The organism is Mesorhizobium sp. M1A.F.Ca.IN.020.04.1.1 (assembly GCF_003997315.1).
Classification (GTDB): domain Bacteria; phylum Pseudomonadota; class Alphaproteobacteria; order Rhizobiales; family Rhizobiaceae; genus Mesorhizobium.
Genome location: NZ_RZSN01000095.1, coordinates 1 through 20,614 on the forward strand (window position 1 = coordinate 1; position 20,614 = coordinate 20,614).

21 protein-coding genes and 1 pseudogene are annotated in these 20,614 nt (G+C 64.7%); 1 reads left to right on the plus strand and 21 read right to left on the minus strand.

Annotated features, from left to right (window positions below; translation table 11 throughout):
* The 19 genes from EOA49_RS19090 to EOA49_RS19180 form a co-directional block, all read right to left on the minus strand.
* Positions 1-1,363: 2Fe-2S iron-sulfur cluster-binding protein (locus EOA49_RS19090; RefSeq protein ID WP_127243298.1), on the minus strand; the 1,363-nt coding region annotated here is incomplete at its 3' end.
* Positions 1,363-1,638, minus strand: a complete 276-nt coding sequence (locus tag EOA49_RS19095) for a sarcosine oxidase subunit delta (RefSeq protein WP_127240611.1) — start codon at positions 1,636-1,638, stop codon at positions 1,363-1,365. The genes EOA49_RS19090 and EOA49_RS19095, both read right to left, overlap by 1 nt.
* A gap of 10 nt (positions 1,639-1,648) precedes the next feature.
* Positions 1,649-2,902: a sarcosine oxidase subunit beta family protein gene (locus EOA49_RS19100; RefSeq protein WP_127240610.1), complete on the minus strand. Its 1,254-nt coding sequence runs from the start codon at positions 2,900-2,902 to the stop codon at positions 1,649-1,651.
* A gap of 70 nt (positions 2,903-2,972) precedes the next feature.
* A complete protein-coding gene (glnT, locus tag EOA49_RS19105) occupies positions 2,973-4,280 on the minus strand; it encodes a type III glutamate--ammonia ligase (protein WP_066988949.1) in 1,308 nt (435 codons plus the stop codon).
* A 37-nt stretch (positions 4,281-4,317) separates the two neighbouring features.
* Positions 4,318-5,646: an FMN-binding glutamate synthase family protein gene (locus EOA49_RS19110; protein WP_066988947.1), complete on the minus strand. Its 1,329-nt coding sequence runs from the start codon at positions 5,644-5,646 to the stop codon at positions 4,318-4,320.
* A gap of 6 nt (positions 5,647-5,652) precedes the next feature.
* Positions 5,653-6,384, minus strand: coding sequence for a GXGXG domain-containing protein (locus EOA49_RS19115; protein ID WP_164746766.1), 732 nt, complete (start codon positions 6,382-6,384; stop codon positions 5,653-5,655).
* A gap of 4 nt (positions 6,385-6,388) precedes the next feature.
* Complete coding sequence (locus tag EOA49_RS19120) at positions 6,389-7,285, minus strand: glutamine amidotransferase family protein (protein ID WP_067327761.1); 897 nt, start codon at positions 7,283-7,285, stop codon at positions 6,389-6,391.
* Positions 7,286-7,369: 84 nt separating this feature from the next.
* Entirely contained in the window at positions 7,370-7,699 is a 330-nt protein-coding gene (locus EOA49_RS19125) for a hypothetical protein (RefSeq protein WP_127214936.1), read from the minus strand.
* Entirely contained in the window at positions 7,696-8,385 is a 690-nt protein-coding gene (locus EOA49_RS19130) for a hypothetical protein (RefSeq protein ID WP_127240609.1), read from the minus strand. The genes EOA49_RS19125 and EOA49_RS19130 overlap by 4 nt, the downstream gene beginning before the upstream one ends.
* A 45-nt stretch (positions 8,386-8,430) precedes the next feature.
* Positions 8,431-9,834, minus strand: coding sequence for an amino acid permease (locus tag EOA49_RS19135; protein ID WP_066988937.1), 1,404 nt, complete (start codon positions 9,832-9,834; stop codon positions 8,431-8,433).
* 14 nt (positions 9,835-9,848) lie between these two features.
* Entirely contained in the window at positions 9,849-10,010 is a 162-nt protein-coding gene (locus tag EOA49_RS19140) for a hypothetical protein (RefSeq protein ID WP_082953998.1), read from the minus strand.
* Between the two features lie 15 nt (positions 10,011-10,025).
* Entirely contained in the window at positions 10,026-10,403 is a 378-nt protein-coding gene (locus EOA49_RS19145; RefSeq protein WP_067327765.1) for a hypothetical protein, read from the minus strand.
* An 11-nt stretch (positions 10,404-10,414) separates the two neighbouring features.
* Complete coding sequence (locus EOA49_RS19150) at positions 10,415-10,702, minus strand: hypothetical protein (RefSeq protein ID WP_066988933.1); 288 nt, start codon at positions 10,700-10,702, stop codon at positions 10,415-10,417.
* Positions 10,703-11,001: 299 nt separating this feature from the next.
* Positions 11,002-11,733, minus strand: a complete 732-nt coding sequence (locus EOA49_RS19155) for a helix-turn-helix domain-containing protein (protein WP_127240608.1) — start codon at positions 11,731-11,733, stop codon at positions 11,002-11,004.
* A gap of 188 nt (positions 11,734-11,921) precedes the next feature.
* A complete protein-coding gene (locus EOA49_RS19160; RefSeq protein ID WP_127240607.1) occupies positions 11,922-12,707 on the minus strand; it encodes a glucose 1-dehydrogenase in 786 nt (261 codons plus the stop codon).
* 12 nt (positions 12,708-12,719) lie between these two features.
* Positions 12,720-13,484 carry an SDR family oxidoreductase gene (locus EOA49_RS19165; protein ID WP_127243299.1) on the minus strand — a complete coding sequence of 255 codons (765 nt, stop codon included), beginning with the start codon at positions 13,482-13,484 and terminating at the stop codon, positions 12,720-12,722.
* Between the two features lie 108 nt (positions 13,485-13,592).
* Positions 13,593-15,101 carry a sugar ABC transporter ATP-binding protein gene (locus EOA49_RS19170; RefSeq protein WP_127241901.1) on the minus strand — a complete coding sequence of 503 codons (1,509 nt, stop codon included), beginning with the start codon at positions 15,099-15,101 and terminating at the stop codon, positions 13,593-13,595.
* A 27-nt stretch (positions 15,102-15,128) separates the two neighbouring features.
* Positions 15,129-16,067: a sugar ABC transporter substrate-binding protein gene (locus EOA49_RS19175; RefSeq protein ID WP_095827047.1), complete on the minus strand. Its 939-nt coding sequence runs from the start codon at positions 16,065-16,067 to the stop codon at positions 15,129-15,131.
* A 113-nt stretch (positions 16,068-16,180) separates the two neighbouring features.
* Positions 16,181-17,113, minus strand: coding sequence for an ABC transporter permease (locus EOA49_RS19180; protein ID WP_245460723.1), 933 nt, complete (start codon positions 17,111-17,113; stop codon positions 16,181-16,183).
* Positions 17,114-17,406: 293 nt separating this feature from the next.
* Here EOA49_RS19180 and EOA49_RS19185 point away from each other — a divergent pair, with 293 nt between their 5' ends.
* The gene (locus EOA49_RS19185) at positions 17,407-18,369 is read left to right on the plus strand and encodes a sugar-binding transcriptional regulator (protein WP_095800946.1); all 963 of its coding nucleotides are present in this window, start codon (positions 17,407-17,409) and stop codon (positions 18,367-18,369) included.
* On the opposite strand, the gene EOA49_RS19190 is transcribed toward EOA49_RS19185, so the two are convergent.
* Both EOA49_RS19190 and EOA49_RS19195 read right to left on the minus strand, forming a co-directional pair.
* On the minus strand, positions 18,359-19,858 hold the full coding sequence (locus EOA49_RS19190; RefSeq protein WP_127243300.1) for an FGGY family carbohydrate kinase: 1,500 nt from the start codon (positions 19,856-19,858) through the stop codon (positions 18,359-18,361). The genes EOA49_RS19185 and EOA49_RS19190 overlap by 11 nt on opposite strands.
* A gap of 121 nt (positions 19,859-19,979) precedes the next feature.
* A pseudogene (locus EOA49_RS19195) lies at positions 19,980-20,614 on the minus strand (homoserine dehydrogenase); the annotation flags it as partial.

Below are 20,614 nucleotides of genomic sequence, written 5' to 3' on the forward strand. Positions count from 1 at the left end.
ACGATATCGCCGCCTTCGTGCCGGGCGGCGCGCCGTCCGGCACGAAGGCGGCGATATCGTCGCGCCATTTCGGCCGGCCGCGATGATAGGAGGTGAGGCCGACCACAGGGTTCCAGCCGCCAGAGACGGCAAGCCCGTCGGCCTCGACTTCGGCGCGCGCGCCGCCGGTCAGCGACACGGAAATCTTGCGCACACCGCTCTTGCCGCCGTCGACGCCACTGACTGAGCCGTTGAGCACCGGGAAGCCGCCCTTGCCGGCCAGCGAGCGACGGGCCGGCGAAACGTCTGGCCGCCCATCGATCACCGCAGCGACCTGCAGTCCGGTTGCGATCGCCGCCTCCACGGTGCGCCAGCCATCCTCATTGTTGGTGAACAGCGCAATGCGCCGCGCCGGAGCCGCGGCGTAGCGGTTGATGTAGCTGCGCATGGCGGACGCCATCATCACGCCAGGCGTATCGTTGCCGGCAAAGACGATGGGACGTTCGATCGCGCCCGCCGCGACGACGCAGCGCTTGGCGACGATACGCCAAAGCCGCTGCCGCACCTGATGCTCCGGCGGTGCCGATAGATGGTCGTTGACGCGCTCGATCGCGCCATAGGTACCGCCGTCATAGACGCCGAACAGCGTCGTGCGCGTCATGATGCGAACGTCCGGCATCGCCGCGAGTTCGTCCAGAGAACGGCCAATCCATTCGGCCGCCGGCAGCCCGTCGATCGTACCGCCATCGCCCAGCAAGCGCCCGCCGAGGACAAAATCCTCCTCGCACAGGATGACGCGTGCGCCGCAGCGCGCGGCGGCAAGGGCGGCGGCGAGGCCGGCCGGACCGGAGCCGGCGATCGCCACGTCGCAATGCGCCCACGCTTTGTCATAGCGATCGGGATCGGGAATGCCCGCCGCGCGGCCGAGGCCGGCGGCGCGGCGGATCGCCGGTTCGTAGATGGCTTCCCAGAACTTCGCCGGCCACATGAAGGTCTTGTAGTAGAAGCCGGCGACGAAAATCGGCGCGAAGAGCTGGTTGACCGCCATGACGTCGAAATCGAGCGACGGCCAGCGGTTCTGGCTGGCGGCCTCGAGCCCTTCATAGAGCTCGGCGGTCGTTGCCTTGGTGTTCGGCTCGCGCCTCGCGCCGCTGCGCAGCTCGACCAGCGCGTTGGGCTCTTCTGAGCCCGCCGTCAGGATGCCGCGCGGGCGGTGATATTTGAACGAGCGGCCGACCAGCTTGACGCCGTTGGCGACGAGCGCCGAGGCAAGCGTATCGCCCTGGAAGCCGGAGAGTGTCTTACCGTCGAAGCGGAAGGTCAGCGGCGTCGAGCGGTCGATAAGGCCGCCGGCGGCCAGACGGTTTGCCTGGTTGCCGCGCATCAAGCACCAACCTTGGCGGAGCCGGCGCCCGCCGCCGGCTCGACAGCCGAAATCTCATGCGTCAGCGTGTTGCGCGTGACCTTCAGCCAGGCCCGGCAGCCGCCGCCGTGATACCAATGCTCGCTCATCACACCGGCGATGTTGTCGCGCAGGTAGACGTAGTCGTAGACGGCGTCTTCACCGGCATCGGCAGGCGGGCGCTGCGGCTTGGCGTCGCCGAGATAGGTGAACTCGCCGAGGTCGCGTTCGCCGCAGAAGGGACAGACTATGCGCATGGTCGGGTCTTCAATGGAGGTTCGGTTGGGCGCCCTGGCCCTTCTCGTCAATCATGGCGCCGCGCTGGAACCGGTCGAGGCGGAAGCGGGCGGCTTCCTTGTGCGATTGATCGCGGGCGATGAGATGAGCAAAGACGAAGCCGGAGCCAGGCGTCGCCTTGAAGCCGCCATAGCACCAGCCGGCATTGAGATAGAGGCCGTCGACCGGGCTCTTGTCGATGATCGGCGAGCCGTCCATCGACATGTCCATGATGCCGCCCCACTGGCGCAGAAGCCGCACGCGGCCGATCATCGGGATCAGCGCCATGCCGCCTTCGCAAACATCCTCCACGACAGGCAGATTGCCGCGCTGGGCATAGGAGTTGTAGCCGTCGATGTCGCCGCCGAACACCAGCCCGCCCTTGTCCGACTGGCTGACATAGAAATGCCCGGCGCCGAAGGTCATGACGTTGGGCAGGAGCGGCTTGATCGCTTCGGAGACGAAGGCCTGCAGTACATGGCTCTCGATCGGCAGGCGCAGTCCGGCCATCGCCGCGACGCGTGAGGAACTGCCCGCGACCGCCATGCCGACCTTGTCGGCGCCGATCCGGCCGCGCGAGGTCTCGACGCCGGAGACCTTGCCGTTGGTGTCGCGCATGAAGCCGGTGACTTCGCAGTTCTGGATGATGTCGACGCCGAGCTCGCTCGCCGCGTGCGCGTAGCCCCAGACCACGGCATCGTGACGTGCCGTGCCGCCGCGTCGCTGCAACAGCCCGCCCTGCACCGGGAAGCGCGCATTGTCGAAGTTCAGGAACGGCATCATCTTCCTGAGCGCCGCCTGGTCGAGCAACTCGGCATCGATGCCGTTGATGCGCATGGTGTTGCCGCGTCGGGCAAAGGCGTCGCGCTGCGCGTCGGAATGGTAGAGGTTGATGACGCCGCGCTGGCTGACCATCGCGTTGTAGTTCAAATCCTGCTCCATCCGCTCCCACAGCTTCATCGACAATTCGTAAAAGCCGGTGTTGCCGGGCAGGCCGTAATTGGAGCGGATGATGGTGGTGTTGCGGCCGGCATTGCCGGAGCCGATCCAGCCCTTCTCCAGCACCGCAACGTTGCGGATGCCAAACTCGTTGGCGAGGAACCAGGCGGTCGCCAGCCCGTGCCCGCCGCCGCCGATGATCACCACGTCGTAGCGATCCTTCGGAGCCGCATCCCGCCAGGTCGGCTTCCAGGTCTTGTGGCCGGAGAGGGCGGCACGGGCGAGCGAGAAGATCGAGTATTTCATGAAATCATTCCGAGGCCGCTCGCCCACGCCGACTCTTCTCTATCGCATCGGATTGCACGGCCGACGGGCTTTAGATGTCCAGCGTGTGGTCGCGCTCCCACTGCGTGAAGTGCGAAGCATAGGAATTCCATTCCTGTTGCTTCAGCTTTAGATATGCCGACGAAAATTCCTCACCCAGCGCCGCCTTCAGCGATTTGTCCTTGTCGAACTCACGCAGCGCATCGAGCAGGTTGAGCGGCAGTTTCGGCGCATCCGTCACGGTATGACCGAACTGGTACATGTCGATGTCGTAGCGCTTGCCGGGATCGGCCTTCGAGCGGATGCCGTCGAGGCCGGCAGCGATGATCACTGCCTGCAGCAAATAGGGATTGGCGGCGCCGTCCGGCAGACGCAGCTCGAAGCGGCCCGGTCCCGGCACGCGCACCATGTGGGTACGGTTGTTACCGGTCCAGGTCACGGTGTTCGGCGCCCAGGTCGCGCCCGAAATGGTGCGCGGCGCGTTGATGCGCTTGTAGGAATTGACCGTCGGGTTGGTGATCGCGGCAAGTGCCGAAGCATGCTTCATGATGCCGCCGAGGAAGTTCCTGCCCTTGGCGGACAGGCCGAGCTCCTCCGAATTGTCGGCGAAGACATTGGTCTTGCCGGTCTCGTCCCACACCGAGATGTGCGCATGGCAGCCATTGCCGGTCAGGCCCTGGAAGGGCTTGGGCATGAAAGTCGCGCGCAGCCCATGCTTTTCCGCAACTGACTTGACCATAAACTTGAAGAAAGAGTGCTTGTCGGCGGTCGCCAGCGCGTGATCGAAGGTCCAGTTCATTTCGAACTGGCCGTTGGCGTCCTCATGGTCGTTCTGGTACGGACCCCAGCCCAGCGCCAGCATATGGTCGCAGATCTCGGCGATCACGTCGTAGCGACGCATCACCGCTTGCTGGTCGTAGCAGGGTTTCGACGCCGTGTCGTACTGGTCGGAGATAGCGCTGCCGTCCGGCGAGATCAGGAAGAACTCGGCCTCGATGCCGGTCTTGACATGCATGCCGTCGCGGGCGGCCTCTTCGATCAGCCGCTTCAACGTGTTGCGCGGCGCCTGGTCGACGAGCTTGTCGTCCATCACGCACGTGGCCGCCACCCAGGCTACCTCCGGCTTCCACGGCAGCTGGATCACCGAATCCGGATCCGGCACCGCCAGCATGTCGGGGTGCGCCGGCGTGAGATCGAGCCACGTGGCGAAGCCGGCAAATCCGGCGCCGTCCTTCTGCATGTCGGCGATCGCCTGCGCCGGCACCAGCTTGGCACGCTGCCCGCCGAACAGGTCGGTGTAGGAGATCATGAAGTATTTGACGCCGTTCTCCTTGGCGAATGCGGCGAGATCGTTCCCCATTATAGTTCCTCGCTTATGTGGTCCTGGATGGTGTGTCCTAGAAGCCGTTCTTCCCCGGTATCCAGTTGGTGCCGGCAAGCGGCACGCCGGCCATGGCGGCTGCTTCGATGCTGAGCGCGACCAGGTCCTCGGGCTCGAGATTGTGCAGGCTGTTCTTGCCGCAGGCGCGGGCAATGGTTTGAGCCTCGAGCGTCATCACCTTCAAGTAGTTGGCGAGCCGCCGACCGGCGGCGATCGGATCGACGCGCTTCATCAACTCGGGATCCTGCGTGGTGATGCCGGCCGGGTCCTTGCCTTCGTGCCAGTCGTCATAGGCGCCGGCCGTGGTGCCGAGCGCGTTGTAATCCGTCTCCCAGCGCGGGTCGTTGTCGCCAAGCGCCACGAGTGCGGCGGTGCCGATCGACACCGCGTCGACGCCGAGCGCCAGCGCCTTGGCGACATCGGCGCCGTTGCGGATGCCGCCGGAGACGATCAGCTGCACCTTGCGGTGCATGCCGAGGTCCTGCAGCGCCTGCACCGCCGGCCTGATGCAGGCGAGCGTCGGCTGACCGACGTTCTCGATGAATACTTCCTGGGTCGCGGCGGTGCCGCCCTGCATGCCGTCGACCACGACGACGTCGGCGCCGGCCTTCACCGCAAGCGCGGTGTCGTAATAAGGACGGGCGCCCCCGACCTTGACGTAGATCGGCTTCTCCCAGTCGGTGATCTCGCGCAGCTCCAGGATCTTGATCTCGAGATCGTCCGGGCCGGTCCAGTCGGGATGGCGCGAGGCCGAGCGCTGGTCGATGCCCTTGGGCAGCGTGCGCATCTCGGCGACGCGGTCGGAGATCTTCTGTCCCAGCAGCATGCCGCCGCCGCCGGGCTTGGCGCCCTGTCCGACGACAACTTCGATCGCGTCGGCACGGCGCAGGTCACGCGGGTTCATGCCGTAGCGCGACGGCAGGTATTGGTAGACCAGCGTCTTCGAATGGCCGCGCTCTTCCTCGGTCATGCCGCCGTCGCCGGTAGTGGTCGAGGTGCCGGAAAGCGTCGCGCCTCGGCCGAGCGCTTCCTTGGCCGGACCGGAGAGCGAGCCGAAGCTCATGCCGGCGATGGTGATCGGGATCTTCAGCTCGATCGGCTTTTTGGCGTGGCGCGAGCCCAGCACCACGCTGGTGTCGCAGCGCTCCCTATAGCCTTCAAGCGGATAGCGCGAGATCGAGGCGCCGAGGAACAGGAGGTCGTCGAAATGCGGCAGCTTGCGCTTGGCGCCGGCCCCGCGGATGTCATAGATGCCGGTCGCGGCCGCGCGGCGTATTTCGGAAAGCGTGTAGTCGTCGAAGGTCGCGGACTTGCGTGGCGTCGTCGGCGGGTTGCGGTAGGTCATCTTGCCTCAATACGCGTCGGCGTTGTCGATATTGAAATTGTAGAGCTTCCGGGCCGAGCCGTAGCGCTTGAACTCCGAAGCTTCGACGTCGGTGACGCCGGCCTTGTCGAGCAGGCCCTGCAGCAGTTCGATATGCTCGGGCCGCATCTCCTTGGCGATGCAGTCGGCACCCAGGCTTTCGACCTTGCCGCGCACGAAGAGCCGCGCCTCATAGATGGAATCGCCCAGGGCGTCGCCGGCATCGCCCAGCACCACCAGATTACCGGACTGCGCCATGAAGGCCGACATGTGGCCGATATTGCCGTGCACGATGATATCGATGCCCTTCATCGAGATGCCGCAGCGCGAGGAAGCATTGCCCTCGATGACCAGCAGCCCGCCGCGGCCGGTGGCGCCGGCATACTGGCTGGCATCGCCTTTGACCACGATCGAGCCGGACATCATGTTCTCGCCGACGCCGGGGCCGGCCGAGCCATGCACGGTGATCGCGGCACCATCATTCATGCCGGCGCAGTAATAGCCGACGCTGCCGCGCACATCGATGCTGATCGGCTGGTCGACGCCGACGGCGACCGAATGGCTGCCTTTCGGGTTGAGCACTTCCCAAGCGGTCTCGTTCGAGCCGGGGGTCAGCTGATGAAGCGCCTGGTTCAGCTCGCGCAGCGACTGTTCTGCGAGGTCGAAGACCCTCGCATGGCCTTGCTCGCGCTGCGCCTTCGGCATGGGTGTTGCAGGCATGAACTCAATGCTCCCAGAAATAGACCGTTGCGGGCTCCGGCTCCCAGACCCTCGCATTGTCTATGCCGGGCAATTTTGTGAGCGCGCGATATTCCGAGCCAAACGCGACATACTGGTCGGTCTCGGCCATCACGGCCGGCTTGCAGGCGATCGGATCGCGCACAACGCCGAAGCCGTTCTTGGTCCCGACGACGAAGGTGAAAAAGCCGTCGAGGTCGGAGAGCGTGCCTTCGAGCGCTTCGCCGAGATTCTTGCCATGCGCCATCCTGTTGGAGAGATAGGCGGCCGCCACTTCCGTATCATTCTCCGTCTCGAAGGTCATGCCTTCACGCACCAGCTCGCGGCGGACATTGTTGTGGTTGGAGAGCGAACCGTTGTGCACCAGGCACTGGTCGGCGCCGGTCGAGAAGGGATGCGCGCCCATCGTAGTGACCGCCGACTCCGTCGCCATGCGGGTGTGGCCGATGCCATGCGTGCCGGTCATCGAGCGCACGTCGAAGCGATCGACGACGGCTTCCGGCAGGCCGACTTCCTTGTAGATCTCGACTGCTTCGCCGGCGCCCATGATGCGGATATCGGGCCGAAGCGACTGCAGCGCCTCACGCGCGGCGTCGACCTTGTCGGGCGTGGTGCGGATAACCGCATGCGTCGACTTCACCGCGACGCTCACCGGCGCGCCGACCGCCTTGGCGAGCTCGACGTCGAGGCCGCGGAAATCGCGCTCGGGCTTCGGCGACTGCACGGTGATCTTAGCCTCGTTGCCGGTCGCCGCGCCATAGATGGCGATGCCGGCGCTGTCCGGACCGCGGTCGCTGAGCGAGATAAGCATCTCCGACAGCATCGCGCCGAGCTTCGGCTCCAGCGTCTTGTCCTTGAGGAAAAGTCCGACGATTCCGCACATGTCAGCCTCCGACGTTTGTGGCTTCCAGATGGTGTACCGAATGAAATCCGCGAATTCAATGGCATGAAAGAAATTTTCCTCTGATTATATTTCCGTTCTCGCGCCGCCTGTAGCGTTGTCGCCGTCGGGATGGCCGTGGGCCCATATCGCGTGGCGAACGCGCGCTATCGTGTAGGCATCGAGGATCGACAACGCATAGATCAGGAACCCGCCGGCATGGCGACCGATGAAGCTGGCATCCGCCGGCGCCACCTTGGTTGTGACCCAGCCGAGGATCACCATGAAGAACAGGAACTGCAGGCCCCGCGCCGGCAAGCCGAGCATGACATGTCCGCTGCCCGGCAGGACGATCGCGGAGGCCAGGACAAAATAAGGGTTCGAAGGCCGGGCGGCGGGTTCGGTGGCGTTGCTCATGCGGCCTGCCTTTCGCACTGGTTGATCGCGTCGCGAATCGAGGATGCGGCTTCGAGCAGTTTTTCGATCAATGTCGGATCGAGCCTCGCGTCGCCGAAAGCGGCTTGCCGGAACACACCGTAGCGCGCCCGATCGGCCTGGGCCAGCAGCCACACGATGCGCACGCCCTTCGGCGTGATCAGCAATTCCTTGGCGCGGCTTTCGCCGAATATCCCGGCATGCGCGGCGATCACCTCCTGCGGGAAGACGATGCCTTTGCGGTCTGTCCGCAGCACCGCCTCGTCGGGGAACGCCGCCGTCTTCGGCAGCGTGTGTTCGAGATGGTCGAAATTGGAGAAGCTCGTCGGCGATCCCGGCCGCATCATCATGTCGAAAACGCCCGGCACCGCCACCGGCTCGGTGATCGACACGCTGAGCCAGCGCGCGGGAAGCTTTCTGGTCGCGAGCGTGTCAACGATGGTACGCACCTGCGCTCGCTCGCCCTTGTGCGAACCCGCCCAGGTAGCGACGCCGGCCGTGCCGCCGGAGACGTCGATCGCGTCGCGAATAACGGCGCGGATGGCGGCCTCGTCGTCGGCGAGCGCCGCCCTGGCCCTGTTGCGGCTGGAGCGCGCAAGCCAGGCAAGGTGAAGGACGACCGCAAATACGATCGCCCCGGCAAACAAGATTGACGTCAACTCAGACATCTCGACACGCCAAGATCCGCCGCCAGGCGGCGGGTCTTTTTCCGTTCAATAGCCCTGCGGCTTCGGCCAGGGCATGGTGAACTGGTCGCCGCGGCGCACGAACTTGTAGCGGTAGAAGTGGAACCACAGCGAGATCAGGAAGTAGAAGGCGATCATCGCGATCAGCTGCGAGCCGAAGCCGAGGAAGATGGCGAAGAAGGTCACCACGCACAGGCAGAACAGCACGATCGCCGGCAGCGGATGGAAGGGATGCGTGTAGCCACGGCGGATCGAGCCGAGCGGCCACTTCTTGCGGAACATCATGATGTTGATGCTCATGAAGGTGTATTGCAGCACGCCCGACAGGATCGAGAAGGTGATCGCCTGGTTGAGATCGGCGATGAAGGCGAAGGCCAGCGCGATCGGCAGCAGGAACAGGATCGACCGATAGGGCGTGCGATACTTCGGATGCACCGCCGAGAACCAGCTCGGCAGGTAGCGGTCGCGGCCGAGCGAGAACCAGGCGCGGGCGGCGTCATTGATGCAGCCATTGGCCGAGGCAAGGGCTGCAAGCAGCGTCGCGATGAAGAGCAGGTTCTCGAGCAGCGGGCTGCCGGTCAGCTTGCCGGCGTCCCAGAGCGGATAATAGGTGATGCCGAGATATTCCCACGGCATCAGCGAGGCGCAGACATACCAGGTCATGGCGGCGGCGATCAGAAGCGTGATCATGCCGGCCATCGTGCCGTAGGGCAGGGAACGCGCCGGCGAGCGCACTTCCTCGGCCGCTTGCGTGGTGCCCTCGATGCCGAGATAGTACCAGATGCCGAACTGGAAGGCGGCGATCACGCCGATCCAGCCATAGGGCAGCGCGTTGCCGGGAGTGACCAGTTCGTTGAGCTTCAGCACCGCCCCTTGCGTCCATGGACTGACCGAAAAGAACAGGATGACGATCGAGATATAGGCGATCGCCGTGATGACGAAGTTGACGTTGAGCGTCATCAGCACGCCGCGATAGTTGAGCCATGCCAGCACGACGATGGTGGCGGCGATGAAGGAATTGTGGGTCAATCCCTCGACACCTGCTTTGGCAACGATGGTGTCGCCGAGCAGGATCGCATCCGAGACTTCGAGCATCGTGTAGGCAAAGACCAGGAACAGCGCGACGTTGAAAGCCATCAGTGGCCCGACGATGTGCTTGGCCTGCGCGTACTGGCCGCCGGCGGCGGCGACCGTCGACGTCACTTCCGAATCGATCATCGCGACCGAGGTGTAGAGCAGTCCGACGACCCAGCAGACGATCAGCGCGGCGAGCGCGCCGCCCTTGTCGGCGGCAAAATTCCAGCCGGTGAACTCGCCGACCAGCACGATGCCGACGCCGAGCGCCCAGACATGGGCGGGGCCGAGCACGCGTAGCAGCGAGACGCGGTCGCCGTGGACCACCGTTTCTCTCGTTTCAACCGCGACTGTCATTGGTGAGGCTCCACTCAGATCCGGTGCTTTTCGGAGACGGCTTCAAGCTCGCCTTCGCGCGAGGAGGTCAGCGTCTCTTCGGAATAGGTCGTGTCGACCTTGAACCAGTCGTAGAGCATCCACAGCGCGAGCAGGATCGAGATGCCCCAGCATGCGTAAGAGACTGTCATCCACATGATCGTGTTCCCGGGTTACTTGCCGTCGAACTTCTCGTTGATCACCTCGCGATATTCGCGATCGGAGGCGCGGAACAGGAAGACGAAATAGGCGATCAGCACCACCGCCATGATGATCAGCGTCGGCCAGTCGATGATGTAGTGGAAGCGGTTCTGGATGATGTCGTGGGCGGTCTCCGGCGTGTAGCCGAGCTTTTCCCAGATCGAGGCCATGGTCGCGTTCTGGCCGAGCGCTTCCCAGGTCTTGGCGTCGAGCACGTCGATCGATTTCGCAGCACCCGCGAGGCCGAGTTTCAGCGGCAACCAAAGCGCCACGAAAATGGCGACGACGACGACGGCGATGTCGAAGACCTGACCGGCCTTGCTCTGCTCCGGCGGAATGTAGCGGGACATGCTTTCTCCCTTCAGGACTGGCGGTTGCGGAACGCATCGGCGTTCTTGATGTCGAGGCCGTAGATGAAATCCTTGTCTTCCTTGTAGTGGTTGAGCATCGCCAGGATGGCGGCGGTGTTGAAGATCAGCACCGCGGCCGCGGCGATCACCACCACGAGCTTGATCCCGCTGTCGGGGATGTAGGCCCAGGTCATCAAGAGGACGAAGAGGATCGTCGCCCAAAGGCAGACGATCAGGAGCACGGATCCGCGCACGTCGGAACGGTACAGCGCTTCGATGCGCTGCTTAAGGTCGGACATCGGTTTTTCCCCTTTTCTCGACGTCCGGCCCCGCAATCGACCGAGCGTCCACTCTTTCAACAGAGTGAAATTTTTTTCATAAGTTCTGCCCGAACCGCGAAGTTGTCAAGCCGGTTTTCCGTTCGGTAAACGGTTTGGGGGTCCGCCGCAGGATTGCCTGTGGATAAAACTATTTGCCTGCAGGAAAATTACCGCGGACGGCACAGCGCCGGCACGAGCTGGTGGAAATGCCACGGAAATGCTTCGCGAGGTCGGACCTTCGACGAATGCGTCACCGACGATGTCCGGGTTCGGGTTGGTCAGGTCGTGCTGTTCTGCGGATAGCAGATGATGGAGAGATAGCGCATCGGCAGCTGTGTCAGTTCTTCCGGCCCATGCGGCGCATCGGCGTCGAAGAACAGGCTGTCGCCCGGCTTCATCGGATAGAGATTGCTGCCGTGCCGGTATACGACCTCGCCCTCGAGCATATAGAGGAACTCCATACCCGCATGCTGGAAGGTCGGGAACACGTCGGAGTCCTCGGTCAGCGTGATCAGATAGGGCTCGACCACCACGCCGCTGGTGTTGGCGCCGATATGGCCGAGCAGATTGTACTGGTGGCCGGCGCGTGTGCCGCGCCGCTCGACGTCGACGCCTTCGCCGGCCTTGACGAAGACGGCGGCGCGCTCTTCCTCGAAGCGGCGGAAGAAGGCCGTGACCGGCACGCCGAGCGCCCGCGACAGCGCCTGCAGCGTGGTTAGCGACGGCGAGGTGATGCCGTTCTCGATCTTCGACAGCATGCCCAACGAAATGTCGGTGGCGGCCGCGAGATCGGCGACGGTGATGCCGAGCTTCTTGCGGAAGGCGCGCACCTCATGGCCGATCGCCACCTCCAGCACTTTCTCGCGCGTGTCGCGGACGGCGTGCGGATTCTGCGTCAGCGGCGCGCGGATGGTTCGCACGGTTCGCCCGTCCGCCGAGACGCTCTTCGGCAACGGCTTGGCTTGGTCGCTCGCGCCGGAAGGCTTGGTGTCGGTCGTCTTCTTCGCCATGGCGCCCCTCAACTTTCCGCCGATTTATTTCACTCGAGGTGAACATATTCGGTGGCGATACAGGAGTGCAATCACGGCGGCAAGCCGTCTTATGTCGCAGAACCTGCGATGAAATCGGCTGTCGCGACCCGGCTGCCTGGGTCGCAGCGAGGCTGGCGCCGCGGTCACTCAACGCATCGCAGGCCTTCTCACGACATGATCAGGCCGCCGTCGACATTGATGGTCTGTCCGGTGATGTAGGCCGCGTCATCGCTGGCGAGAAAGCTGACGAGGCCCGAGACGTCTTCGCCGCTGCCGGCGCGGCCCATCGGGATGTTCTTCACCCATTCCGCCATCAGCTCGCCCGGCTTGTAGTCGCCGAGCAGCTGGCCCCATGCGGTGTCGTTATAGGCCCACATGTCGGTGTCGATGATGCCGGGGCAGATGGCGTTGACGGTGATCTTTTCCTTGGCCACTTCCTTGGCCAGGCTCTGCGTGATGCCGACAACGCCGAATTTCGAGGCGGCGTAATGCGGCGTGTAGATGAAACCCTGCCGCGCCTGGCCGGACGCGGTGTTGATCAGCCGGCCGCCTTGGCCGTGCTTGCGCATGCGCGCGATCGCTTCCTGGCAGCACAGAAACACGCCTTTCGTGTTCACCGCCATCACCTTGTCCCACTCGGCTTCCGTCAACGCTTCGATCTTGGCGATGGTGATGACGCCGGCGTTCTGCACCGAAATGTCGACTCGACCGAATTCATTCTCGGCGAGATCGTAAAGCGCTTCGACCTCGTCCTTCTTCGTCACGTCCATGCGCATCGAGGCGACCTTCGCGCCCGCAGTCTTAAGGCCGGCGGCAACCTCGTCGACGCGCGGATCAATGGCGCTGATCACGACCGCCGCACCTTCCGCCGCGAAACGCTTCGCCATGGCCGCACCGATACCGCCGCTGGCGCCTGTGACGATTGCCGTCTTTCCTTCGAAACGCTTCTGCACTTTTTCTTTCTCCTACCAGCAGACGAAGCCGCCATCGACGATGAGGTCGATGCCGGTGACGAAACTCGCGGCCCGGCTCGCCAGGAACACGGTCGGCCCGACCATTTCCTCAGGCGTCGCCATGCGGCCCATCGGCGTGTCGCGCTCGAAGATTTTGACCTGCTCGGCGACCTCCGGCCGCTTGTTCATCGGCGTTAGCGTGTAGCCGGGGCTCACCACATTGACGCGCAGGCCGCGATCGGCCCACTCCATGGCGAGGCTCTTCGACATGTGGATCACCGCCGCCTTGGACGAATTATAGTGCGCCTGCGTCAGGCCGCGGTTGACGATCGAGCCGGACATCGAGGCGATGTTGATGATCGAGCCTTTGCGCCGGGGCAGCATGACGCGCGCCTCGGCCTGGCAGGACAGGAACACGCCGCTGACATTGACGTCGTAGAGCTTCTGCCACTTCTCCATCGGCAGCGTCTCGGCGGGTTCGGCACCGGCGACGCCGGCATTGTTGACCGCGATCGTCAGCGCGCCGAGTTCCTTTTCGACGCGTTCGACCGCTGCCGCGAGATCGCTCTGCGATGTGACAGTTCCGGATAGCACCAGCGCCTTGCGGCCGAGCGCCCTGATCTTGTCGGCCGTGTCTTCCAGCCCGCCCTTCGAGCTGTGGCCGAAACAGGCGACATCGGCGCCGGCTTCCGCCAGACCGATGGCGATCGCTTGACCGATGCCGCTGCCGGCGCCCGTCACCAGCGCCACGTCGCCATCAATATCGAACAGTTTCATCTTTCTCCCTCTCCCTGAAAGAAGGGGCGCCAGCCCTGCTGGCGCCCCGCGCGGTCCGGTGCTTGGGAGGCTATCACCTGCTGCGCTTTATTCCCATCTGCCGTGCCCTCAGCTCGTGGCGAGTTCCATCACGGCGACATTGCTTGCTCCGTCGCGATCGAGGATGCCGCGCTGGCGGCCGCGGCTCAGCACCAGAACCCGGTGCGAAAGCCCCAGCACCTCCTCGAGATCCGAGCTCACCACCACCACGGCCATGCCCGAGCGGGCAAGGTCGGCGATGACATCGTAGATCGCCGCGCGGGCGCCAACGTCGATGCCGCGCGTCGGCTCATCGAGGATGAACACCTTGGGCGGCCGCGACACCCATTTGGCGATGATCACCTTCTGCTGGTTGCCGCCGGAAAGTTTTGAGACCGCCTGGTTCGGCCGACCCTTGACGCCGAGCCTCGATATGCCGGCCTCGGCGAACCTCTGAACCGCTTTGGGAAACACCCAGCCCTTCGGTGCGACATGATCGAAATTGCCGATGGCGAGGTTCTCGCCGATCGTCTGCTCCAATACGACGCCCTGTTCCTTGCGGTCTTCCGGCACCAGCACGACGCCGGCCCTGATCGCCGCCGCGGGGCCGCTGAGATGAACAGGCTGGCCCGCCACCCGCACCGCGCCGGACGAGATTGGATCGGCGCCGGCGATCGCCCTGACCAGTTCGGTGCGGCCGGCGCCGATCAGCCCGGCGATGCCCAGGATTTCGCCCGATTTCACCGCGAACGAAACATTGTTGAAGCTACGCTCCGGCGAGGACAGGTTCTCGACTTCGAGCACTGTCTCGGTGCCCGGCGCCGACAGCTTCGGGAACATGCGTTCGACGCTGCGTCCGACCATCTGCTCGACGACCGTGCGCACGGGGATGTCGGCGCGCTCGTGCCGGGCGACGATGCGGCCGTCGCGCATCACCACCACGCGGTCGGCGATCTGAGCGATCTCGTCCAGCCGATGGCTGATATAGATGAAGGACATGCCTTCGGCCTTGAGCTTGCGGATTTGCTTGAACAGCAGCTCCGTCTCCTCGCCGCCGAGCGCGGCGGTCGGTTCGTCGAGGATCAGAAGCTCGGCATTCAGCGTCAGCGCCTTGGCGATCTCCACCTGCTGCTGTGCCGCGACGCGCAGCGTACGCACCTTGCGCTCCGGCGAGACGTCGAGGCCGAGGCGCTTCAATTGCGCCGAGGCCTTCGCGTTCATGGTTGCCCGGTCGATGCGGCCGCCCCGCATAGGCAGCCGCCCGACATAGACATTCTCCGCCACCGATAGGTCCGGCAGCAGCTTCAATTCCTGATGGATCATGCCGACGCCGGCTTCGATGGCCGCGGCGGGATTGGCGGGGGAATAGGGCTTCCCCCGCCAGATGATGGTGCCGGCATCAGGCTTGGTCGAACCGGCGATGATGTTGGACACCGTCGACTTCCCGGCACCGTTCTCGCCGAGCAGCGCCACGACCTCGCCCGGCCGCACCTCGAAGCTCGCATCGGCCAGGACCTGCACCGGTCCGTAGCTCTTGCAGAGGCCGTTGACGAAGAGCCCGTTATGCGGGCCTTCGCTATGGCGAGGTTCAGTGGACATCGTGGCGCTCTCTCAACGGTTGCCGCCTTACGGATGCTTCTCGATGAATTGCGCGACATTGTCCTTGGTGGTCAGGGTCGCGTCCTGCAGTTGCTCGGCCGGCAGCTTCTCGCCCGCCACGATCTTGATGGCCGAATCGACGGCTAGCCGGCCCATGCCCTGCGTCTGCTGGGTCGCGGTGACGTCAAACACGCCGTCCTTCAGCGCCTTGAGCGCCGCAACGTCGCCGTCGAAGCCGGCGATCCAGACCTTGTGGTCGGGGTTGGCGACCTTGACCGCCTGCGCGGCGCCCAGAGCCAGCGCGTCGGCCTGGCCGAAGATGATCGAGACATTCGGATGGGCCTGCAGCAGGTCCTGCGCCAGCTTGAAGCCTTCGTCCTGGTGCCACTGATCGCTCCAGAGCTCGCCGACCACCTTGATGTCCGGATAGGCCTTGAGCGCCTCGCCGCAGCCCTTGGAGCGGTCGACTTCCGGCGTCGTGCCCTTCTGGCCATGAATGATCACCATCTCGCCCTTGCCGCCGGCCTGCTTGGCGATGTAGTCGCACACGCCCTTGGCCGAGTTGACGCTGTCGGTGGCGATGAAGGTGTCGCCGGGCGCGCCGTCGGCGTTGCGGTCGACATTGACCACCGGGATGCCGGCGGCCTTCGCGGTCTTGGTCGGCACCGTCGCGGCGGTGGCGCCGGCCGGGATATAGATCAGCGCGTCGATGTTCTGGGTGACGAGGTCCTGCACCTGGCTGACCTGCGTGGCCGAATCGCCCTTGGCGTCGACGGTGATGACCTCGATGCCCTTCTCCTTGGCATAGGCTTCGACCGACTGCTTGATCTGGTTGAAGAAGTCCGCCTGCAGATTGGCGACGGCGAGGCCGAGCTTCTTGGCGTCCTTGGCCGAGGCGGCATCGGACAGGCCGAGCAGCGGGACGATGGCCGCGGCCGCAAGCAGCAGTGAACGTTTGGTCAGCATGTTTTTCCTCCGTTGGTGTTCGATCTGTCCGCCTGCGCATCGCGGCGCCCTCGGCCGGACAGTCCCAGTCTCGGATCGACCGATCCGTTCCGCCCGGACATCCGGGCGAATTCCTATGGGCGGCGCCGCCGCCAGGTATCGGTGGCAACCGCCAGCGCGATCACCACGCCGATCACCACCTGCTGGATGAAGGGTGACACGCCGAGCAGGTTGAGGCCGTTGCGCAGCACGCCGATGATGAGGACGCCGATCGCCGTGCCGCCGATCGAGCCGATGCCGCCGGAAAGGCTGGCGCCGCCGATCACCACCGCGGCGATCGTGTCGAGCTCGTAGCCGACGCCCGAGCTCGGCTGCACGGAATCGAGCCGGGCCGCGAGCACGATGCCGGCCAGTCCCGCCAGCAGTGCGCAGATTGCGTAGACCCAGTTGGTCAGCGACTTCACCGGAATGCCGGAGAGGCGGGCAACCTCGGCGCTGCCGCCGATCGCGTAGAGGCTGCGGCCGGTGGCGCGGTAATTGAGGAAGATGGCGAAGACGATCGCCAGCACGATCATCAGCCCGACGGTGACCGACAGGAAGCCGAAGTGGCGCACGATCGAGAGGTTGGTGAACCAGTCGGGAAAGCCGACGATCTGCGAGCCGTCGGTGATCATGTTGGCGAGGCCGCGCGCCACCGACATCATGGCAAGCGTCGCGATGAAGGGCGGCAGTTTCGTCACCGTCACCAGCAGGCCCGACACCAGGCCGCAGAGGGCGGCGACGACGAGCGCCGCGGCGATGCCCGCCGGGACGCCGAGATTGAGATAGTCGGGATAGGCGACATAGCCCATCACCATCGAGGCCAGCGCCAGCACCGAGCCAACGGAAAGGTCGATGCCGCCGATCAGGATGACCAGCGTCATGCCGATCGCCATGATGCCGAGGACGGTCACCTGGTCGAGCACGTTGAGGATATTGCGTACCGTCAGGAAGGTGTCGGTGGTCAGCGCCAGCGCCAGGCACAGCAGCACCAGCCCGATCAGCGGTCCCATCGTTCCGGCAAACAGCGCCGAAAGCTTCGTACCGGAAGCGGCCTGCGCGGCGCCGGTGCCAGCCTTCAACTCGCTCGTCTCGTTGCTCACGGCCACTTCGTCTCCTCCGTCAGCGGTTAGGCGTGCCTTGCCTTCCGCTCTTGTTCACCAGGCATCCTCCCTTGTGAACAATTTATCTTTGATCTGCAATTTTGTTCAGCTAAAACGTTCATCAGAAAATTGTCAAGTGCCGCGCAGCCATTCGGCGGCAGTTTGCGTGAACCGACAGTTTGCCATAGGGAAGTCGAGCGCATACGGAGGCATAAAGCATGGCGGTGATCGAGAACGACAAGGTCTCGCGTTTTCCGGATGCCGAGCTCAAGGCCCGAGCCGCCTGGCACTATTATGTCGAAGGGCTGACGCAGGAGCGGATCTCGGAGATCCTCGGCGTCGGCCGTATCAAGGTGCACCGGATTCTGTCGGCCGCGCGCGAGGAGGGCGTCGTCCAGTTCCGCATTCGCGACAGCGTCGTCGAATGCGTGCAGCTGGAGGAACGCCTGAAGCAGCGCTTCGGCCTCAGCCAGGCGGTGGTCGTGCCGTCGGCTGCCGACAGGAGCAACGCGCCGCTGATGATCGGCCATGCCGCCGCCGCCTATCTCGCCGACAACGTCAATGCGGGCGACGTTATCGCACTGGGTTGGGGCAGGACGCTGAAATTCGCCATCAACGAATTGCCCAGGCGGCCGATCGCCAGGACCACGGTGGTCTCGATGCTTGGCGGCCTCACCCATGCGCAGCCGCTCAATCCGACCGAGAGCGCCTGGGAATTCGCTGAGAAGATCGGCGCCGAATGCTATCTGCTGCCCGTGCCCGTCTATGCCGACAGGCCGGAGCAGCGCGATGCCTTCATGAGCCAGCGCAGCGTCCAGGATGTGGTCTTTAGGGCGCGGCGCGCCAACATCGCCGTGCTCAGCGTCGGCTCCTTTTCCAACGACAGCCCGATCGCCAATTACGGTTTCATCAAGCCCAGCGAATTGGAGGAATTGCAGGCGGCGGGCGCGGTCGGCGATATCCTCTGCCACTTCATCGATGCCGAGGGCCGCATCGTTGACCATGAGGTCAACCGCCGCGTCTGCGCCTACCCGCTGCAGGATCTCTCCGACATTCCGACCACCATCCTGGTGTCGGGCGGGCGGGAGAAGATCGCCGTCATGCGCGCCGCACTTGCGAATACGAAGGTCTCGGTGCTGATCACCGACGAAGACGCGGCCAAGGGGCTGCTTAGCCGGTAGTTCCGGTAATCGCGCCGAGCCGCGTGTGGATATCGCGTGTCGCGTGATAGAGATCACGATAGACTTCTTTGCGTGCGCGGTAGGTCGGAACAAGCGCCTCGACAGGATCGACCTGGCGTGCCGGCCGTGCCGCCATCGCCTTTGCCGCTTCTTCCGGTGACGCGAACCAGCCGATTGCCGAGGCCGCGAGCATGGCGGCTCCCAGCGCCGCTGCTTCGTTGACCGGCGAGACGAAGAGCGGGCGCTCGAGCACGCTCGCCATGATTTCTATCAGCAGTGCGCAATTGGTGCCGCCGCCGGCCGCGATCATCGCGTCGGCCTTGCCGGTCTGTTCCTCCATCGCCTCGGTGGCGATCGCCTGCTCCAGCGCTACGCCCTCCAGCACCGCGCGGAAGAGATGCCTTGGCTCGTGAGCGAGCGACAGGCCGACGATGGCGCCGCGCGCCGAGCCGTCCCAGTAAGGGCTCATGACGCCGGCCCAATAGGGCATGACGAGCAATCCGTCGCTGCCTGGCGCGACATCCTTCGCAGCCTTCTCCAGCACCGCGGCCGAAGGCGCGCCGGTGGTGCGCACGATCCAGTCGACCAACTGCATGCCGGAACGCAGCACCGTCTCCAGCATGAAGCCGGAGCCGGTCGGCGAAACCAGCGTGCGGAATGCATCCGACGTCGTGACCGTGCCGGAATAATTTCCGCTGACGACGCCTGAGCCCAACGACAGATAGCTTTTGCCGGACCCGTAGACTCCCATGCCGAGGCCCATCGCCTGGCCGTCTCCGGCGCCCGCAATAACCGGCGTGCCGGCCTTCAGGCCGATCGCCGCCGCGATGCTTTCCGACAACGTGCCGCTGACCGCGCCAGGGGCTGCGAGCTCCGGCAGTTGCTCCGGCCGCAGTCCCGCCGCCTCGACCAGCCTCGGGTGCCAGACGCCATGCGCGATGTCCAGCAGGCCGAGCGGATCGGCGCTCGCCGTGCTGGTGACGAGTCGCCCGGTGAGCCGGTGGACCAAGAACGCGTGCACGTCGACCAGCGCGGCCGCTTCCGCCAGCGCCTGCGGCCGGTGCTCCATCAGCCAGGCCAAAGCGTAGAGCGCCGGCGTCGGGTCCGGCGGCTTGCCGCTCCAGTCGCGGATCGCCTCGCGGCCCAGTTCTTCCGAAAGCCGCGCCACCTGGCGGCGGGCGCGTTCGTCGAGCCACAATATGGCGGGGATGAGCGGCTTGCCGGCGTTGTCGATCAGCGTGAAGCTCTCGCGCTGGTGCGCGATTGAGATGGCTTTCACGCGTGAGGCATCGATCGCCTTGGCGACTTGCTGCAGCGCCGACAGCAGCGCCGCCCACCAATGCTCGGCGTCCTGCTCGAAATGGCCGGGCGCCGGATTGGAAAGCGGATAGGTCTCGCGTGCCTGGAAAAGCTCCGAGCCGTCGCGCGCGAAAGCAATCGCCTTCACGGCGGTCGTCGAGGCGTCGATCCCGATTACCACATCGTCCATCAGGCTGGGATCCGGAAGGTTAGAGCATGTCGCGCAAAAGTGTGCAGCGGTTTTGCGAAAACGACATGCATAAAAAAGGACCTAAAGCGCGTCGCCTAGATCCGATTCCGCGCGACGCGCTTTAGGCCGCGTTGGTTACGAACCGTCCGTCCGACTGGTCGAGACGACGGCGGATCTGGGTTATCACCATCGAATCGTCGGGTACACAGTTTTCATAGGTCAGGAAGTCGCCGGCCTTGACCGGCTTCACCACCTTGGCACGTTCAGCAAGCCCGAGCGGCAGCGCGCCCTTGGCTCGCGCGTCATCCCAAGTCATGGCGAAGCCGCGGTAGTCGTTCTCGCCGATCATGCCGAGCGACTGGCCGGTGCCGAGACTGGTCTTGGCCACCGCCACCGCCTCGGCCACCGGATGATCGAGCGGTTCCATGTCGGCGCGCTTGTAGACCACGGCGCGCGCCGCCGACAGCGGCACTTCCAGGCTGGTGAGGTGATAAGGGCGGAAGATCGTGAAATAGGGGCCCTTGCCGACCTTGAGGTCGATCATGCGCTCCAGCACGCGCGGATGCTTGGTTTCGATGATGCAGAACACGCCGGGCGCGACGCCCTTGCCGATCGAATAGTCGACAACGCCCTTGCGATGAAGCACGCCGCCATCCTCGCGCGGGCAGAGCACGCTAGCTAGTTCTTCTAGCGTCGCGGTAGGGCCGTGCATGCCCGGCACGTCGGGCACCAGTCCCGTCGCGTTGGCGATTGCCA

What these genes read in the sequence shown, in the direction of transcription:
- EOA49_RS19095 (WP_127240611.1), bottom strand. Translation starts at nt 1,638, where the DNA reads ATGCGCATAGTCTGTCCCTTCTGCGGCGAACGCGACCTCGGCGAGTTC.
- EOA49_RS19100 (WP_127240610.1), bottom strand. Translation starts at nt 2,902, where the DNA reads ATGAAATACTCGATCTTCTCGCTCGCCCGTGCCGCCCTCTCCGGCCAC.
- glnT (WP_066988949.1), bottom strand. Translation starts at nt 4,280, where the DNA reads ATGGGGAACGATCTCGCCGCATTCGCCAAGGAGAACGGCGTCAAATAC.
- EOA49_RS19110 (WP_066988947.1), bottom strand. Translation starts at nt 5,646, where the DNA reads ATGACCTACCGCAACCCGCCGACGACGCCACGCAAGTCCGCGACCTTC.
- EOA49_RS19115 (WP_164746766.1), bottom strand. Translation starts at nt 6,384, where the DNA reads ATGCCTGCAACACCCATGCCGAAGGCGCAGCGCGAGCAAGGCCATGCG.
- EOA49_RS19120 (WP_067327761.1), bottom strand. Translation starts at nt 7,285, where the DNA reads ATGTGCGGAATCGTCGGACTTTTCCTCAAGGACAAGACGCTGGAGCCG.
- EOA49_RS19125 (WP_127214936.1), bottom strand. Translation starts at nt 7,699, where the DNA reads ATGAGCAACGCCACCGAACCCGCCGCCCGGCCTTCGAACCCTTATTTT.
- EOA49_RS19130 (WP_127240609.1), bottom strand. Translation starts at nt 8,385, where the DNA reads ATGTCTGAGTTGACGTCAATCTTGTTTGCCGGGGCGATCGTATTTGCG.
- EOA49_RS19135 (WP_066988937.1), bottom strand. Translation starts at nt 9,834, where the DNA reads ATGACAGTCGCGGTTGAAACGAGAGAAACGGTGGTCCACGGCGACCGC.
- EOA49_RS19140 (WP_082953998.1), bottom strand. Translation starts at nt 10,010, where the DNA reads ATGTGGATGACAGTCTCTTACGCATGCTGGGGCATCTCGATCCTGCTC.
- EOA49_RS19145 (WP_067327765.1), bottom strand. Translation starts at nt 10,403, where the DNA reads ATGTCCCGCTACATTCCGCCGGAGCAGAGCAAGGCCGGTCAGGTCTTC.
- EOA49_RS19150 (WP_066988933.1), bottom strand. Translation starts at nt 10,702, where the DNA reads ATGTCCGACCTTAAGCAGCGCATCGAAGCGCTGTACCGTTCCGACGTG.
- EOA49_RS19155 (WP_127240608.1), bottom strand. Translation starts at nt 11,733, where the DNA reads ATGGCGAAGAAGACGACCGACACCAAGCCTTCCGGCGCGAGCGACCAA.
- EOA49_RS19165 (WP_127243299.1), bottom strand. Translation starts at nt 13,484, where the DNA reads ATGAAACTGTTCGATATTGATGGCGACGTGGCGCTGGTGACGGGCGCC.
- EOA49_RS19170 (WP_127241901.1), bottom strand. Translation starts at nt 15,101, where the DNA reads ATGTCCACTGAACCTCGCCATAGCGAAGGCCCGCATAACGGGCTCTTC.
- EOA49_RS19175 (WP_095827047.1), bottom strand. Translation starts at nt 16,067, where the DNA reads ATGCTGACCAAACGTTCACTGCTGCTTGCGGCCGCGGCCATCGTCCCG.
- EOA49_RS19185 (WP_095800946.1), top strand. Translation starts at nt 17,407, where the DNA reads ATGGCGGTGATCGAGAACGACAAGGTCTCGCGTTTTCCGGATGCCGAG.
- EOA49_RS19190 (WP_127243300.1), bottom strand. Translation starts at nt 19,858, where the DNA reads ATGGACGATGTGGTAATCGGGATCGACGCCTCGACGACCGCCGTGAAG.